Here is a 16303-nt window from a genome sequence, read left to right as displayed (position 1 = left end):
TCGCCACTATGGCAGGGTTGCCTTACCAAGGGGGGCTGAATGCATACAACAACAAAAACCGTCTGCATCTTCGGCGGTACCGGATTTGTGGGCCGACACCTGGCCCAGCGACTCACCCGTGACGGACACTATGTCCGCATCCCGACCCGGCACCGCGAGCGCCACCGCGAACTGCTGGTCAATCCGCGCATCAAACTGATCGAGACCGATGTCTACGACACCCGCGCCCTGCGCGAACTGATTCAGGGCGCAGACGCGGTCATCAACCTGGTCGGCATCCTCAACGAATCCGGCAGCGACGGCAGCGGCTTCGAGCGTGCGCATGTGGAACTGCCGCGCAGGATCCTCAGCGCCTGCAATGTCACCGGCACCCGCCGGCTGCTGCACATGAGCGCGCTCAATGCCCACCCGCGCGAGGAACACAGTCATTACCTGCGCACCAAGGGCGTGGCCGAGGATCTGGTCCATGCCGCCGCCAGCGACGGCATGCTGGTGACCAGCTTCCGCCCCTCGGTGATCTTCGGCCCCGACGACAGCTTCTTCAACCGCTTCCACAGCCTGCTCGGACTGACACCCTGGCTGTTTCCGCTGGCCTGTCCGGATGCGAAGATATCGCCGGTCTACGTCGGCGACGTGGTCGAGGCCTTTGCCCGCAGCCTGCAGGATCCGGCCACCATCGGTCGGCACTGCGACATCTGCGGCCCCGAGACCCACACCCTGCAGCAGCTGGTGGAATACACCGCCCGCGTCGCCGGACTCAGGCGCCGGGTGCTGCGGCTGGGCAACACCACCTCCTGGCTGCAGGCGCGGCTGCTGGAATTCGTGCCCGGCAAGCCCTTTTCGCGCGACAACTTCTGGTCGCTGCAGAAGGAGGGCATCTGTCACGAGAACTGTCTGCTCGATCTCGGTATCACTCCCACCGCCATTGCCGCGGTGGTGCCGGGCTATCTCGGCAACCGCGCCTCGCGCCGGCGCTATCAGGGGTTCCGGGCGCAGGCGCGGCGGTGAACAACAATCGCCACGAAAGCACACGGAAAGACACGAAATCATAAAGCCCGCAGGTCGGGTTAGCGCAGCATAACCCGACAACCCGCGACATGTTGGGTTACGGTATTGCGCACCCAACCCAACCTACATTCTATTCTGTGTTTTTCCGTGTATTCCGTGGCCATCCCAACACAAAGGATATGGCATGGAGATCTATCTGGTCGGCGGCGCCGTGCGCGACAAGCTGCTGGGACTGCCGGTCAGGGAGCGCGACTGGGTGGTGGTCGGCGCCACGCCGCAGCAGATGCTGGATCTGGGCTACAAACCGGTGGGCAAGGACTTCCCCGTATTCCTGCATCCCGAGACCGGGGAGGAATACGCCCTGGCGCGCACCGAGCGCAAGACCGGCCCGGGCTATACCGGCTTCGCCTTTCATGCCGCGCCCGATGTCACGCTGGAGGAAGACCTCAGACGTCGCGACCTCACCATCAATGCCATGGCCGAGGACGCCGCGGGCAACCTGATCGACCCCTTCAACGGACGCGAAGACCTGGACGCAGGCCTGCTGCGTCACGTCTCCAGCGCCTTCGCCGAAGACCCGGTGCGTATCCTGCGTCTGGCTCGCTTCAAGGCCCGCTTCGGCAAGTGGGGCTTCAAGGTCGCGCACGGCACCCACGCCCTGATGAAGCGCATGGTCGCTTCCGGCGAGGTCGATGCCCTGGTGCCGGAGCGGGTATGGGCGGAAACGCTGAAGGCACTGGGCGAGGACCGGCCGGGGGAGTTCTTCGACGTGCTGCGCCGCTGCGGTGCACTGGCCCATGTCTTCCCCGAACTGGATCGGCTGTTCGGGGTGGAGCAGCCCGCGCATGCCCATCCCGAGATCGACACCGGCGTGCACTGTCTGCTGGTGTTGGAGCAGGCCGCGCGTCTGAGTCCCGATCCGCGGGTGCGCTTCGCCGCCCTCGTGCATGACCTGGGCAAGGGCGAGACCCCGGCCGATGAGTTGCCGCGGCATATCGGCCACGAAGCGCGCAGCGTCGAACTGATCGAGACGATGTGCGCGCGACTGAAGATCCCCAACGAGTACCGCGACCTGGCCCGGCTGGTCGCGCGTCACCACACCCAGTGCCACCGCGCGCTGGAACTGCGCCCGGCCTCGGTGCAGGACCTGTTCGATTCGCTGGATGTCTTCCGCCGTCCGGAACGGCTGGAGTTGTTCCTGCTCGCCTGCGAGGCCGACCACCGCGGCCGAGCCGGGCGCGCGGACGCCCCCTATCCACAGGCCGACTATCTGCGCGCGGCCTTCGCCGCGGCCGCTGCCATCAATGCGCGCGAACTGGTGGCACAGGGCCTGACCGGTCCGGCGGTGGGGGAGCGGTTACGGGAAAAGCGGATCGTGGCGATCCGGGAGGTGAAAACCGGTTTCGTGTAGGAGCGGGAAAACCGATCCGGGCGGTTATACCCGGCCGCGCGCCTTCCCGACCACCAGCACCAGCCCCAGCAGACCCGAGGCCATCAGGATCAGCGGCAGGGGCGACGGCACGGCTTCGCGGTCGGCGAAGCTGGCCGCCGGGGCGGACAGGGGCACGGAGCGCGCCGGCATCTCTTCCACCACCAGCCAGCCGGTGGCAGCCGACACCCCCATACTGAGCATGAGGCCGAAGAGGAAACCGAGGCACTGGCAGCGAAAGCGGAGCATGGCGCACACCCGAAAATCAGTAAATAAGTAATCGCTAATAGGCAGGATGCGTGCCAGAACTCACTGTTTCTTTCAAAAACAGTCGGTTAGCAATAAAAATACCCTGTTTTAACCATGCCTATCCGCCAATACGTAAATCTGACCGACAGGCGGCAGGATTACTTTTTGTTTTAATTCAGTAAGTTAATAAATTTCAGTGTTTGTTAATATTCCTGACAACGCCGGTCAGGCGAACACCCAGAACAGGTAGGCCCCCAGCAGCAGCCGATAGATCACGAAGGGCGTCAGGCCGATGCGCGCGACCAGCTTGAGGAAGAAGTGAATGCACAGGTAGGCGCTGACAGCCGAGACCAGCGTACCGACGCCCAGGGCCCGCCAGTCCACCGGCCCGGCCTGCTGGAACAGCTCGTGGGTCTCGAAACCACCGGCCAGCAGGATCACCGGGATCGACAGCAGAAAGGAAAAGCGCGCCGCGCCCTCGCGGCTCAGCCCCAGCATCAGGGCCGCGGTCATGGTGATACCCGAACGCGAGGTACCCGGAATCAGGGCCAGCGCCTGGGCGCAGCCGATCACCAGCACATCCCTCCAGTTGAGACTGTATTCATTCCGGCGACGCGCGCCGCCGCGGTCCGACCACCACAGCAGCAGACCGAACAGCACGGTGGTCGTCGCGATCACCAGCGGGCTGCGCAGGTGCAGTTCGATGGCATCGGCGAACAGCAACCCGGCCAGGCCCACCGGGATGGTGCCAAAGCCCACCGCCCAGGCCAGGCGGCTGTCGGCAGTCTGCCCGCCGCCGGCCAGCGAGCCCAGCCAGTCACCCAGCATGCGCCGCAGTTCAACGCGGAAATAGGCGACCACCGCCAGCAGGGTGCCCACGTGCACCGCCACGTCGAAGGCCAGACCCTGATCCTCCCATCCCAGCAGCACCGGCAGCAGGATGAGGTGCGCCGAGGAGGAGATCGGCAGGAATTCGGTCAGGCCCTGCAGCAGGGCCAGGGCCAGGGTCTGGATCAGGTCCATGGAGTTGCCTTGTTGATGTTGTAATTCATGTTATGCAACTTCGGGAGGCGGCATTCCCTGCACCCCACCTCCCTGGGCGCTCATCTTACAGCCGGTTGCGCAGATCCTGCTGCCGGAAGCCGGGCACCGCCGCATCGCAATCACGCGTCAGCAGCATCGCCTTGAAGCGCTCGCCCATCTCCCCGGGCAGCATCAGCTGGCGCACCTGCTGGGCCAGGCGCATGCCGGCGACCGGATCCTGTCCGGAGACCTCGGCCATCCGTTCCTCGATGCCGGTATCGATCAGGTAATGCGCCTGATCGGTGAAGCCGGCGACCCGCAGCCCGGCCGCGTCGGCCGTCTCCGCCACCGCGGTGAAATCCACATGGGCGGTGATGTCCTGCAGCCCCGGCAACCGCAGCGGGTCGGGGTGGGCGCGGTGCCGGTAATGGCACATCAGGGTGCCGCTGGCGCGCTGGGGATGATAATACTCCCCGCGCGGATAGCCGTAATCGATGAACAGCATCGCGCCCCGCGTCAGACCAGCTGCCAGCTCACCCAGCCAGCCGGACAGCCAGGCCGCGCGCTCCGAGTGATAGTCCGGCGGCCAGGCATACTGCCCGGCCAGGTGCCGGACCTGTTCCGCCAGGCCGGCATCGGCGGGCGCGTCAGTCCAGCCGAAGCCGCTCCCTTCCCACTGCACCCGGCGCAGCCGCACCTCGCTGCCGTCCCAGTGAAACAACTCGACCGGCAGCGCATCCAGCACCTCGTTGGCGACCAGCACGCCGGCAAAGGCTTCCGGCGGCCGATCCAGCCAGGTCACGCGATCGAGCAGCGTCGGCAGTTCCTGTTCCAGACGCTGGCGCTGGCGCTGGCGCAGGTCCGCGCTGGGCTCCAGAATCAGATAGCTTTCGGGCAGCCGCTTCTGCTCCTGCAGACTGCGCAGCACCTCCACCGCCAGCGTGCCGCTGCCGGCGCCCAGTTCCAGTACAGCGCCATGGGGCAGGGCCTCCAGCACAGCCGCGCAACTGGCGGCCACGCACTGCGAAAACAGGGGCGACAGTTCCGGCGCGGTGATGAAATCGCCCGCTTCGCCGAACTTGCGTGCGCCGGCGCTGTAGTAGCCCAGGCCGGGCGCGTACAGGACGATGTACATGTAGTCGGCGAACGCCAGGCTGCCACCGGCCTCGTTCATGCGTGCGCGCAGCACCTCGACCAGGCGTTCGCTGACGTCCAGGGCTTCGGGCGCCGGCGCGGGCCAGTCGGCCGGGATCCGCCAGGGAGAAAGGCCCTCAGATCCCGCCATTAGGTACACGCAGCATCAGAACGGGAAGGGAACCTGATGCAGGTCGGATTCGTTGTGATCGAAGGCCTGCCAGAGTTCGTTGTAGGTCCGGCCGAGCACCGGGTGACGGCGTTCGCCGGCGATGTCGGCCAGGGGCTTGAGCACGAAGGCCTGTTCGGTAATCTCCCTGCGCGGCAGCGTCATCGACCCGGTTTCGCGCACTTCGTTGTCATAGAGCAGCAGATCGATGTCCAGCGTACGGGAAGCGAAGCGGGGACCGCTGCGATCGCGGCCGCAGGCGTCCTCGATCCGGTGCAACTCGTCATTGATGACCTCGACCGGCGCGTCAGTGGTGAAGGCGGCGACCAGGTTGTAGAAGTTCTCGCCGTCGAAGCCCACGGCACGGGTCTCGTATACAGGCGAGAGCCGCAACTCGCCGTAACGCGCGCGCAGCAGTTCGATGCCGCGCGCCACGTTGCGCTCACGGTCGATATTGCTGCCGATGCTGACGAAGACCTCAGCCACCGCCCTTCCCGTCAGTATCACCCCGTTCGATGATCACGCCGACGTCGCGTGCCCCGCGCACCGCACCGGTCTTGTTCACGGTCAATCGCAGCCAGGGCACGCCGAACTCCTGCATCACGATTTCGGCCACGCGTTCGGCCAGGGTCTCGACCAGCTGAAAATCGCTGTTGCCGACATACTCGATCAGACGCTTGGCCACCGCCTTGTAGTTCAGGGTGTCCTCGATGCTGTCGCTGGCCGCGGCCCGGCGGATGTCGGTGGCCATTTCCAGATCGAAGCTGATGGTCTGCCGGATGCGGCGTTCCCACTCGAATATACCGATGACGGTCTCGATGCGCAGGTCGCGCAGAAAAATGATGTCCATTGCGACAAGATACAAGGTGCAGGATACAAGATACAAGATACACGTCTGAGAAGACCGGGCGCTCCTCCCCCTTGATGAGGGAGGTTGAGAGGGGGTGATTCCGAACCGTGTCACCCTCCCCAACCGCTTTATGCCCTATGGGTGCTCCCATCAAGGGAGGGGACTCAGGCTATTCACTTGACCCGCCGCGTCGAAAGCCGTCCAATAGCGCGCCATGATCACTGCCGCTGTACTGATTATTGTCGCCTATCTCCTGGGTTCTCTCTCCACCGCCGTCATCGTCGGCCGGCTGCTGGGCGCGGCCGATCCGCGCACCCAGGGCTCGGGCAACCCGGGTGCGACCAACATGCTGCGCGTGGCCGGCAAAAAGGCCGGGGTGCTGACCCTGCTCGGCGACATGCTCAAGGGCCTGGTCGCCGTGCTGATCGCCCGCGCCTTCACCGACGAGCCGGCCGTACTGGCGGCGGTGATGCTGGCGGCCTTTCTCGGCCATCTGTATCCGGTGTTCTTCGGCTTCAGGGGCGGCAAGGGTGTGGCCACCGCGCTGGGCGTGCTGCTGGGGCTCTCAGGCTGGATCGGCCTGGCGGCGGTGGTGACCTGGCTGCTGGTGGCGGTGATCACGCGCATCTCCTCGCTGTCGGCGCTGGTCACGGCCGCCGCTGCGCCCCTCTATACCTTTTACTGGCTGGGCGAGCCGGTACTGGCCGGCGCGGTGACACTGATGGCGTTGCTGCTGTTCTGGCGCCATCGCAGCAATATCCGCAATCTCATGGACGGGACCGAAGGCAGGATCAACCTGGGTAAACGCTCGTAGGATGGGTGGAGCGAAGCGCAACCCATCAGCCACCGCGATGGGTTACGGCGCAAAGCGCCTTCACCCATCCTACGCCTGTTTTTATGCAGAGTTTTTGACCCCCCTGATTCCTGGATTCCGGCCTGCCCCGGAGTGAAACAATATTCTCTGCGCCTCCGCGCCTCTACGTTACTCCTGAAACACTCAAATCAAACCGCCGGCAGTTCCTCCAGCGGCCAGCGCGCGCGTACCTCGATGGCCGGCGTCTCGACCTGCCCGGCCTGCAGCCGCAGACAGCCGGCGAAGGCGATCATGGCGCCGTTGTCGGTGCAGAATTCCAGCCGCGGGAAATACACCCGGCCGCCGCGTTTCTCCAGCATCGTCTCCAGGCCCTGGCGCAGGGCGCGGTTGGCGCCGACGCCACCGGCGACCACCAGCCGGTCCAGGCCGGTCTCATCCAGGGCCCGCCGGCACTTGATCAGCAGGGTATCGACTACGGCGTCCTGGAAAGCGCGGGCAATGTCGGCCCGGGCCTGTTCCTCGTCCCGGTGCGCCTGCCAGGTATTGAGGGTGAAGGTTTTCAGCCCGCTGAAGCTGAAATCCAGCCCCGGGCGGTCGGTCATGGGGCGGGGAAAGCGAAAGCGGGTCGGATCGCCCTGCTCGGCCAGGCGCGCTACCGCCGGCCCGCCGGGGTAGCCGAGTTCCAGCAGTTTGGCGGTCTTGTCGAAGGCCTCGCCGGCGGCATCATCCAGGGAATCTCCCAGCAGCGCATAGCGGCCCACCCCCTCGACCCGCACCAGCATGCTGTGCCCGCCCGAGACCAGCAGGGCGACGAAGGGGAATTCCGGCGGATCGGCTTCCAGCAGCGGCGCCAGCAGATGCCCCTCCATGTGGTGCACCCCGACGGCGGGCACGTCCAGACCCCAGGCCAGCGACCGGCCCACACTCGCGCCCACCAGCAGGGCCCCGATCAGGCCGGGACCGGCGGTATAGGCCACCCCATCGATGCCGGCGCGATCCACGCCTGCCTCTTCAAGCACTTGATTCATAAGTGGAAGAATCCGGCGCACATGGTCGCGCGAGGCCAGCTCCGGCACCACCCCGCCGTAGTCGGCGTGCATGGCCACCTGCGAATGCAGGGCGTGCGCCAGCAGCCCGGCCTCGCTGTCGTACAGCGCCAGGCCGGTCTCGTCGCAGGAACTTTCGATACCGAGGACTCGCATCCCGTCTATTTTCCCATCCCGGGACCGCCCAGTGCCAGCAGGATTTTGATTTCTCTCGCCCGACGGATTAGAATGCCCGCCCTTCGCCCAGAGAAAGGGGCGAGACCAGTATTCAACTGTTCAACCGCAAGACAAGAGGATATCGACTGCATGCCGAACGTTCGTGTCAAGGAAAACGAACCCTTCGAAGTCGCCCTGCGCCGCTTCAAGCGTTCCTGTGAAAAGGCCGGCATCCTGTCCGAGGTGCGCCGCCGCGAGTTCTATGAAAAGCCCACCCAGGAACGCAAGCGCAAGCGCGCCGCGGCCGTCAAGCGCCACATGAAGAAGGTGTCGCGCGAAGTCGCCCGCCGTACCCGCCAGTACTGATACCCTCCACGCGGACAAGGAGTAGCCGCTCATGTCGCTCAAGGCCAGGATCCAGGAGGACATGAAGGCCGCCATGCGCGGTGGCGACAAGCCACGCCTGGCCGCCATCCGGCTGATCATGGCCGCGATCAAGCAACGGGAAGTCGACGAACGCATCGAACTCGACGACGCCCAGGTCACCGCCGTGCTGGACAAGATGCTCAAGCAGCGGCGCGAGTCCATCGAGCAATACCAGTCCGCCGGCCGCGATGAACTGGCTGCCAAAGAGCAGCAGGAAATCGAGGTTATCCAGGACTACCTCCCCGAACCCCTCTCCGAGGCCGAGATCGGTCAGCTGATCGATGAGGCCATTGCCGCCAGCGGCGCCTCCAGCATCAAGGACATGGGCAAGGTGATGGGCCAGCTCAAGCCCAAGCTGCAGGGACGCGCCGACATGGGCGCGGTCAGCGGGCAGGTGAAGGCGAAGCTGGGCGGCTGAGCGGTCGATCCTGCCTTTGCGGCTTTAACGCAGAGAACGCAAAGTATTTTCAGGATAAACACCGGAACAAAAGGTAGATCGGGTTAGCGCAGCGTAACCCGATATTGCCCGGAACGTTGGGTTACGGTGCCATGCACCCAACCCAAATCTACACCCATTAAGCATTCTCCGCGCCTCTGCGCCCTCTGCGTTCCCCTCACCCATCCCGACAATCGCTGATACCATAAACCCCATGGCCGGGCGGATCCCTCAGCAGTTCATCGATGACCTGATGCAGCGCGTCGACATTGTCGAGGTGATCGATTCGCGCGTGCCGCTGAAAAAGGCCGGGCGCGAGTACACCGCCTGCTGCCCCTTCCACAACGAGAAGACGCCCTCCTTCACCGTCAGCCCGAACAAGCAGTTCTTCCACTGCTTCGGCTGCGGCGCCCACGGCACCGCGCTGGGCTTTCTCATGGACTACGAGCATCTGGACTTCGTCGAGGCGGTGGAGGAACTGGCCCGCAGCGTCGGGCTGGAGGTGCCGCGCGAGGCCGGGCGCGGCGACGACGCCCAGCGCAGCCAGAACGCCCTGCTCTACGAACTGCACATGGAGGCGGCGCGCTATTTCCAGAAGATGCTGCGCGAGCATCCACGGGCACAGGCCGCCGTCGATTATCTCAAGAACCGCGGCCTGTCCGGCGAGATCGCCCGCGACTTCGGCCTGGGCTATGCCCCGCCGGGCTGGGACAACCTGCTGAATACCCTGGGCCGCGACCCGGCCCGGCGCCGGGCGCTGGCGGCCGGGGGGCTGGCCATTCAGAAGGACAACGGTGATCTCTACGACCGCTTCCGCGACCGGATCATGTTTCCCATCCACGACCGGCGCGGGCGCATCATCGGCTTCGGCGGGCGCGTCCTCGGGGATGACACGCCGAAGTACCTGAACTCGCCCGAGACCCCGATCTTCCACAAGGGCCGCGAACTCTACGGCCTGTTCGAGGCGCGCAAGCAGGTGCGCCAGCTGGACCGGCTGCTGGTGGTCGAGGGCTACATGGACGTGGTCGCCCTGGCCCAGTTCGGGGTGCGCAACGCCGTGGCCACCCTGGGCACGGCCACCACCGCCGATCACCTGGAGCAGCTGTTCCGGGTGGTCCCCGAAGTGGTGTTCTGCTTCGACGGCGACCGTGCCGGGCTGCAGGCCGCCTGGCGGGCGCTGGAGAATGCCCTGCCGGTGCTGCGCGAGGGGCGTGAGGCGCGTTTCCTGTTCCTGCCCGAGGGCGAAGACCCGGACAGCTTCATCCGCAAGGAAGGCGCGGAAATCTTTCGTGAGCGCGCTGCCAACGCCATCCCATTTTCCGACTTCTTCTTTGAACATATGGCCGAGGCGGTCGATATGGACAGTATCGACGGCCGGGCACGGCTGGTGGAAAAAGCCAAACCGCTGCTCACGCAACTCCAGCCCGGGATATTCCGGCGGATGATGGTGCACCAGCTGGAGCGCCTGGCGGCCCTGCCTGCGGGCGAGCTGTCCGGACTGAGCGGCGAGGAAGGCGCCGCGGCGCGGACCCCGCGCGCCATGCCGCCCGACCGGGCCGGTCGCGACGGCCTCAGCCCGGTCCGCCACCTGGTGGCCCTGCTGTTGCAGCACCCGGGGTTGGCGGCGCGACTGGACAACCCCGGCGTACTGCGCCGGGTACGCCGGCCGGGGATCGATCTGCTGGTTGAACTGATTGAATACCTGCAGGTCAATCCCCATGTAAGTACAGGCGGGGTTCTGGAGCACTGGCGCGGCTCGGAGGCCGGCCGTCACCTGGCCCGTCTGGCGGTTCAGCGACTGGACCTGGACGAGGACCGGATTGAGCACGAATTCGACGCCTATGCCGAACTGCTGCTGCAGGAGGCGCGGCGCGAGCAGGCCGCCGCCCGGCTGCGCTACCTGGAGAGCCGCCGGCCGAGCGAATGGAGCGAGGCCGAACGGCGGGAGCATATGGAATTGATTCAGGGGTTTAAACGTCCCCCTGGAAGCCGGGGAGAAGGCTGACCGCAGGGGCCGCCTATATTAGCGGCTGGTAAAGAAGGAACATGTTTACTATACTGATCGTTTGATTTTTTACCGTCGCCAAGCCCTCATCGGCTTGGCGACGGCATATTGTAACCCGGAGATATGCAATTGGCGACCATGGATCAAGAGCAGCAGTCCCAACTCAAGCTACTGATTGCTAAGGGCAAGGAGCAGGGTTTCCTGACCTATGCCGAAGTCAATGATCATCTGCCCAATGAAATCGTCGATCCCGAACAGATCGAGGATATCATCAATATGATCAATGACATGGGTATCACTGTCCATGAAGAGACCCCGGACGCCGACACCCTGCTCCTGAACACTGCGGCAGTGACTGACGAAGACGCCGCCGAGGAGGCCGCCGCGGCGCTGGCGACGGTCGACAGCGAGTTCGGTCGCACCACCGACCCGGTGCGCATGTACATGCGCGAGATGGGCACGGTCGAACTGCTGACCCGCGAGGGCGAGATCGAGATCGCCAAGCGCATCGAGGACGGCCTGCGCCAGGTGCTGACCTCGCTGTCCGAGTACCCGGGCTCGCTCACCACCCTGCTGGACGAGTACGCCAAGGTCGAACGCGAAGAGACCCGCCTGTCCGACATCATCAGCGGCTTCATCGATCCCGCCGATCTCGAGAACGACAACATTCCCGCGCCGGTCGCCCCCAGCGCCGTCGGCTCCGAACTGGCCGCCTCCGACCTGGAGGATGATGACGAGGACAATGACGACGGCGACGAAACCGTCATGGACACCGGCCCGGACCCGGAAGAGGCCCGCGCCCGCTTTGAGGAGATCGGTCAACTCTACACCAAGCTGCAGGCGGCCAAGTCCGAGAAGTCCATCACCAAGCTGCGCAGCCAGCTCTCCGACCGCTTCATGGAATTGAAGCTGGTGCCGCGGCTGGTCGATGAGCTGACCAATCAGCTGCGCGACATCGTCGACCGCATCCGCACCCACGAACGCGTGATCATGGACATCTGCGTCGACAAGGCGGAGATGCCGCGCAAGAGCTTCATCTCCAGCTTCCCGGACAACGAGACCAACCCGGCCTGGGTCGACGAACAGATGAAGACCAGCAAGGCGCTGGCCGGTCGGCTCGAACCCTATCGCGACGAGATCCGCCGCACCCAGAACAAGCTGGTGGCGATCCAGGACGAGGCCGGCATGGCCATCTCCGACATCAAGGACATCAACCGCCGCATGTCCATCGGCGAGGCCAAGGCCCGCCGCGCCAAGAAGGAGATGGTCGAGGCCAACCTGCGCCTGGTGATCTCCATCGCCAAGAAGTACACCAACCGCGGCCTGCAGTTCCTGGACCTGATCCAGGAGGGCAACATCGGCCTGATGAAGGCCGTGGACAAGTTCGAGTACCGCCGCGGCTACAAGTTCTCGACCTATGCCACCTGGTGGATCCGTCAGGCCATCACCCGCTCCATCGCGGACCAGGCCCGCACCATCCGCATCCCGGTGCACATGATCGAGACCATCAACAAGCTCAACCGCATCAGCCGCCAGATGCTGCAGGAGATGGGCCGCGAACCGACCCCCGAGGAACTGGCCGAACGCATGGTCATGCCCGAGGACAAGGTGCGCAAGGTGCTCAAGATCGCCAAGGAGCCGATCTCCATGGAGACCCCGATCGGCGACGACGAGGATTCGCATCTGGGCGATTTCATCGAGGACGCCAGCATCCCCTCCCCGGTGGATTCCGCCGCCAGCGAGGGCCTGCGCGAGGCCACCCAGTCGGTGCTGGCCGGCCTGACCCCGCGCGAGGCCAAGGTGCTGCGCATGCGCTTCGGCATCGACATGAACACCGATCACACCCTGGAAGAGGTCGGCAAGCAGTTCGACGTCACCCGCGAGCGCATCCGCCAGATCGAGGCCAAGGCCCTGCGCAAGCTGCGCCACCCGAGCCGCTCGGAGCAGCTGCGCTCCTTCCTCGAAATCGAAAACAACAGCTGAGGTCGGCGGCCCTCGGCCCGCACCTCAAGAGGCGCCACCGCAAGGTGGCGCCTTTTTTATTGCCCACCCGAAAACCTTCCCCGTCATTGCGATGCCCAGACCCGAAGGGTGAGGTAGCCATGATGAACCCCGAAGGGGTTCTATAGCCCGCAGGGCCGTGGCAATCCCCCAATGTATCCACCAGACCGATCAAAGCTGATAGAATCCATCGGGAACACGGGCCTGTAGCTCAGTTGGTCAGAGCAGGGGACTCATCACAAAGGTGCGTCTTCGCCGAAAGGCGGGGAATGAACGGGATGAATTCAGGGAACCCGCAGCGGCGCGGCCGGCGGCAACCCTGAGCCAAGCCGGGGGTACACCCCCGGAAGGTGCAGAGACTACCTGGGGGCTTGAGCGCCCTTAATCACAGGCAAGAGCGTCCCGCACCCTAACGACCCGGTCGAGGGTGGTGAGATAGTCCGCTCCTGGGGGAAACCTCAGGGTACAGTGAATCCCTTGGTCGTAGGTTCAAGTCCTACCGGGCCCACCAACCACTCAAAATACAATAAAGCAATAAAGGGGTCAGCACCCTTTGCTGCGACTCACCTGTTGCAGGAACCTCCCCCGTTTCTTCGGGTACCCTCTCAGGCATGGAAGTGAGCATTTCAGCCAGCGATCTTGCCGCCCTGTTCGCGGCCATGGCCATTCTTGCAGCGGTGCCGAGCGTAAGCGTGGCGGCGGTTTCCGCCCGGGCGGCGTCCGCCGGATTCACCCAGGGTGCCATAACCGCCATGGGCGTGGTGGCCGGGGATCTGGTGTTTATTCTGCTCGCCCTGTTCGGGTTGGCGCTGCTGGTCGAGGCGCTGGGGGAGATGTTCTTTCTGATCCGGTATCTCGCTGCCGGCTATCTGCTGTGGCTGGGGCTGTCCCTGTGGCGGTCGACCACGCGTGCCCGTGTGACCGACGCTGCGGGTGACGGCTCATCCTGGTCGAGCTTCATGACCGGTCTGATGATCACGCTCGGCGATCAGAAGGCGGTGTTGTTCTATCTGGGGTTCCTGCCCGCGTTCATTCAGATGGATTCGCTCACCTCTGTCGATGTGGCGGCGGTTGCGCTGACCGCGGTGCTGGCGGTGGGCGGGGTGAAGCTTGGTTATGCCTTCGTGGCCGGGCGTGTCGGCAGGCGATTGGATCAGCGGGCGGGTCGTCTGCTCAATCGGGTTGCGGCGGGGGTTATGGTGGTGGTTGCCATTGTTATGTTCATCTCCGCATCTTGATTCAGGGCCTGTTGGGCTTCGCTTTGCTCAGCCCAACCTACATGTTACAGCCTGAACAGCGTTTCCATTTCGTCCACATGCGTCACTCGTGCACCGTCCCAGTGGTAGGCGAGCAGTGGGCCGGTTTTGGGCAACGACACGCAGGGCGGGCGCAGGGCGGCCAGACAGTCGCCGCCGGGATGGCGCACGCTGCGGTAGACAATGCCCCAGGCATCCGGATCCTCGGCAAGCAACTGGCGGGTGAAGGCCTGGGCGGTCCCGTAACTGTTCACGTCCGGATCGTGCAGATGGTCATACTCTTTCCCGCGCACGTCGTAGCAGGACTTCTGCACCTGGCCGATCCAGGCGCGCATCTGGAACACGTCCGGGCCCAGCCCGGCATCCTTCGCATCCAGTTCGCGGTGGAACACGGTTTCGCGCACGGCGGTCTCCAACTCCCGGGCCGCGTAGTAGATACCGATACCGCCGTCGGTGAAACGGCTGGGGAAGCCGATATGGGTGAAGGCGGCCATGACGATGCCGGCGTTGGGACCGGTGACCACATCGCCCGCCCGCACGCGCTCGAGCCTGCCGGCCTGCTGCTGCAGGCGGGGATTGGTGAGTTCGGCCAGGGCCCAGACGCCGCGCAGCTCGTCCTCGGTCAAATCCAGCGACTCGAACAGGTCGATGGGCGGATGGCGGGTGGCGATGATGCGGGTCTGCTGCTGCCAACGCGGGCGGTAGCGCCGCGGCAGTCTGAAGCCGTTCATGCCGCGCCGCGCAGGCCGTCCAGGTAGCGGGCGACGTCGGCGATGTGCTCGTAGTGGCCGGTGAGCATGTAGTCCAGCGGCGCGCTGCCGCGCCAGGGGGTGTGCGAGTCCTGCGCCCGGATATGGGTGAGCCAGGCGACGGCGTTCCCGGACGAGTACAGGATGCGCAGGGCGGCGTGGATGTTGATCAGGTGGCTGAGCCGTCCCAGTTCGTCGTCGGACAGCTTCGGGCTCTCCTGCAGGGCCTTGAGCTTGTAGTAGCGGGTGCGACCGGGATTGCCCAGCAGGATGCGGCGGGCCTCGTCGTCCAGCCCCCATTCCGCGGTCATGGCGAAGAAGGCCTTGAGGCCGCCGCGGGCCATTTCGTCACGGCTGGCGCCGTGGGCGTGGTAGTGGGCCAGTGGATCCGGGGTTGCGGCTCTGGTGGTCATGACTGTTAGTCCGTAAACGGATTTATTGACTAATCTAGTTCAATTTCGTTCTTTTGGCAAATCGATGCCTCCTTCCCATCTTTTACTCTGCGGTCAGTATTTTCGCTACAATCGGCCCTGCGTCATTCCCACCTTCGCGGGAATGACGGTGTAGTTGAGCAAATCGTGCCACCCTGACCCGGGAAACTTACTCATGCTGGAAAGGCTCAACCGAATCGGCACCAGCGCCTTCTACTGGCTGGCACTGCTCGTTCTGGTGCTCCTGCTCGAGGGCGTGGCGCTGTTCTATCAGTACCGGCTCGATTACTGGCCCTGCGTGCTGTGCATCCATGTCCGCATCTGGCTGGCGGCGCTGGGACTGCTGGCGCTGCTCATGCTCGCACTGCGACGGCTGCGCGGGGGGGCGCTGCTCGGCCACCTGGCCACGGCGGGGATCGGCCTGGGACTGCTGGAACGTGCCTGGCTGCTGCTGGGTACGGAGCGGGGCTTCATCGAGGATGCCGGCTGCGGCATGGACCTGGGCCTGCCGGCCTGGCTGGCGCTGGACGACTGGCTGCCCTGGCTGTTCGAGGCGCAGACCTCCTGCGGCTACACACCGGAGTTGCCGCTCGGGATCACCATGGCCGAGGCGCTGCTGGCGTTCTCCGCCGCCCTGACCCTGCTCGGCCTGGGCCTCGCCCTCGCCACCCTGGCAGCGGGACGGCGTTGAGCCTGCTCCAGACCCAACTGTCGCCCGGCTTTACATTCGACCTGCGCTTACACTGCTGCACGACCCCGTTCTTCGCCGACGTTCCATTCTGGAACCCTGATCAAATAAGGGGTTAGCAATGTTTGCCAGCTGTCTGCCATGCATGTTATGCACAGGAATCTGTCGAGATTCCTGCTATACGCTCGGGCTGACATTTTTCCGACACAACACGAATCGAATTCAGCTAAGTTATTGATTAAATATTAACAAAACAGCTGGCTAAAAAACCACCAATTTAACAAAAGCGTCACAATCCCGGGCTCCGACCCTCTTCATTCCCAAACCATTCACAACTTTATCCACAGGAAATGTGGATAACAATACACTTCATTAGAGACAATTGCTTACAGTTACTTTGTATAAAAACTGACAGGAAGTCAGGCTAATTCAC

General features: G+C 64.5%; 17 protein-coding genes. 9 read left to right on the top strand and 8 right to left on the bottom strand.

Going from position 1 to position 16303, the window contains the following annotated elements; genetic code table 11:
- Window positions 1-39 precede the first annotated feature (39 nt).
- Window positions 40-1008, top strand: coding sequence for a complex I NDUFA9 subunit family protein (locus CFK21_RS02170; protein ID WP_096364302.1), 969 nt, complete (start codon window positions 40-42; stop codon window positions 1006-1008).
- A gap of 184 nt (window positions 1009-1192) precedes the next feature.
- The gene (locus CFK21_RS02165) at window positions 1193-2419 is read left to right on the top strand and encodes a multifunctional CCA addition/repair protein (RefSeq protein ID WP_096364300.1); all 1227 of its coding nucleotides are present in this window, start codon (window positions 1193-1195) and stop codon (window positions 2417-2419) included.
- Between the two features lie 24 nt (window positions 2420-2443).
- On the opposite strand, the gene CFK21_RS02160 is transcribed toward CFK21_RS02165, so the two are convergent.
- The 5 genes from CFK21_RS02160 to folB all read right to left on the bottom strand — a co-directional run bounded on the left by CFK21_RS02160 (window position 2444) and on the right by folB (window position 5862).
- Window positions 2444-2686 carry a hypothetical protein gene (locus tag CFK21_RS02160; protein WP_096364298.1) on the bottom strand — a complete coding sequence of 81 codons (243 nt, stop codon included), beginning with the start codon at window positions 2684-2686 and terminating at the stop codon, window positions 2444-2446.
- Between the two features lie 225 nt (window positions 2687-2911).
- Window positions 2912-3709 (bottom strand): undecaprenyl-diphosphate phosphatase, encoded by a 798-nt coding sequence (locus CFK21_RS02155; RefSeq protein ID WP_096364296.1) that lies wholly within the window; start codon window positions 3707-3709, stop codon window positions 2912-2914.
- An 85-nt stretch (window positions 3710-3794) separates the two neighbouring features.
- Window positions 3795-4994: a class I SAM-dependent methyltransferase gene (locus CFK21_RS02150; RefSeq protein ID WP_096364294.1), complete on the bottom strand. Its 1200-nt coding sequence runs from the start codon at window positions 4992-4994 to the stop codon at window positions 3795-3797.
- A 15-nt stretch (window positions 4995-5009) separates the two neighbouring features.
- Window positions 5010-5498, bottom strand: a complete 489-nt coding sequence (folK, locus tag CFK21_RS02145) for a 2-amino-4-hydroxy-6-hydroxymethyldihydropteridine diphosphokinase (protein WP_096364292.1) — start codon at window positions 5496-5498, stop codon at window positions 5010-5012.
- Window positions 5491-5862 carry a dihydroneopterin aldolase gene (gene folB / locus CFK21_RS02140; RefSeq protein WP_096364289.1) on the bottom strand — a complete coding sequence of 124 codons (372 nt, stop codon included), beginning with the start codon at window positions 5860-5862 and terminating at the stop codon, window positions 5491-5493. Before folB ends, folK begins: the two co-directional genes overlap by 8 nt.
- Window positions 5863-6076: 214 nt before the next feature.
- Here folB and plsY point away from each other — a divergent pair, with 214 nt between their 5' ends.
- Window positions 6077-6676, top strand: a complete 600-nt coding sequence (gene plsY / locus CFK21_RS02135; RefSeq protein WP_096364287.1) for a glycerol-3-phosphate 1-O-acyltransferase PlsY — start codon at window positions 6077-6079, stop codon at window positions 6674-6676.
- 188 nt (window positions 6677-6864) lie between these two features.
- On the opposite strand, the gene tsaD is transcribed toward plsY, so the two are convergent.
- Window positions 6865-7878 (bottom strand): tRNA (adenosine(37)-N6)-threonylcarbamoyltransferase complex transferase subunit TsaD, encoded by a 1014-nt coding sequence (gene tsaD / locus CFK21_RS02130; protein ID WP_096364285.1) that lies wholly within the window; start codon window positions 7876-7878, stop codon window positions 6865-6867.
- Between the two features lie 150 nt (window positions 7879-8028).
- Here tsaD and rpsU point away from each other — a divergent pair, with 150 nt between their 5' ends.
- The 5 genes from rpsU to CFK21_RS02105 all read left to right on the top strand — a co-directional run bounded on the left by rpsU (window position 8029) and on the right by CFK21_RS02105 (window position 13984).
- Window positions 8029-8244 (top strand): 30S ribosomal protein S21, encoded by a 216-nt coding sequence (gene rpsU / locus CFK21_RS02125; RefSeq protein ID WP_096364283.1) that lies wholly within the window; start codon window positions 8029-8031, stop codon window positions 8242-8244.
- A 31-nt stretch (window positions 8245-8275) separates the two neighbouring features.
- Window positions 8276-8722 carry a GatB/YqeY domain-containing protein gene (locus tag CFK21_RS02120; protein WP_096364281.1) on the top strand — a complete coding sequence of 149 codons (447 nt, stop codon included), beginning with the start codon at window positions 8276-8278 and terminating at the stop codon, window positions 8720-8722.
- Between the two features lie 232 nt (window positions 8723-8954).
- The gene (gene dnaG, locus CFK21_RS02115; RefSeq protein ID WP_096364279.1) at window positions 8955-10745 is read left to right on the top strand and encodes a DNA primase; all 1791 of its coding nucleotides are present in this window, start codon (window positions 8955-8957) and stop codon (window positions 10743-10745) included.
- Between the two features lie 138 nt (window positions 10746-10883).
- Window positions 10884-12728, top strand: coding sequence for an RNA polymerase sigma factor RpoD (rpoD, locus tag CFK21_RS02110; protein ID WP_096364277.1), 1845 nt, complete (start codon window positions 10884-10886; stop codon window positions 12726-12728).
- Window positions 12729-13357: 629 nt separating this feature from the next.
- Window positions 13358-13984, top strand: a complete 627-nt coding sequence (locus CFK21_RS02105) for a LysE family translocator (protein WP_096364275.1) — start codon at window positions 13358-13360, stop codon at window positions 13982-13984.
- A gap of 44 nt (window positions 13985-14028) precedes the next feature.
- Here CFK21_RS02105 and CFK21_RS02100 read toward each other — a convergent pair whose 3' ends face one another.
- Entirely contained in the window at window positions 14029-14733 is a 705-nt protein-coding gene (locus CFK21_RS02100) for an RES family NAD+ phosphorylase (protein ID WP_096364273.1), read from the bottom strand.
- On the bottom strand, window positions 14730-15164 hold the full coding sequence (locus CFK21_RS02095; protein WP_096364271.1) for an antitoxin Xre-like helix-turn-helix domain-containing protein: 435 nt from the start codon (window positions 15162-15164) through the stop codon (window positions 14730-14732). The genes CFK21_RS02100 and CFK21_RS02095 overlap by 4 nt, the downstream gene beginning before the upstream one ends.
- A 193-nt stretch (window positions 15165-15357) precedes the next feature.
- Between CFK21_RS02095 and CFK21_RS02090 the strand changes: the two genes are divergently transcribed.
- On the top strand, window positions 15358-15873 hold the full coding sequence (locus CFK21_RS02090) for a disulfide bond formation protein B (protein ID WP_096364269.1): 516 nt from the start codon (window positions 15358-15360) through the stop codon (window positions 15871-15873).
- Window positions 15874-16303 lie beyond the last annotated feature (430 nt).

The sequence above is a fragment of the Thiohalobacter thiocyanaticus genome (assembly GCF_002356355.1).
Classification (GTDB): Bacteria; Pseudomonadota; Gammaproteobacteria; order Thiohalobacterales; family Thiohalobacteraceae; genus Thiohalobacter; species Thiohalobacter thiocyanaticus_A.
The sequence above is the reverse complement of the archived record's forward strand: the minus strand, read 5'-3'. Positions and strand labels throughout refer to the sequence as shown.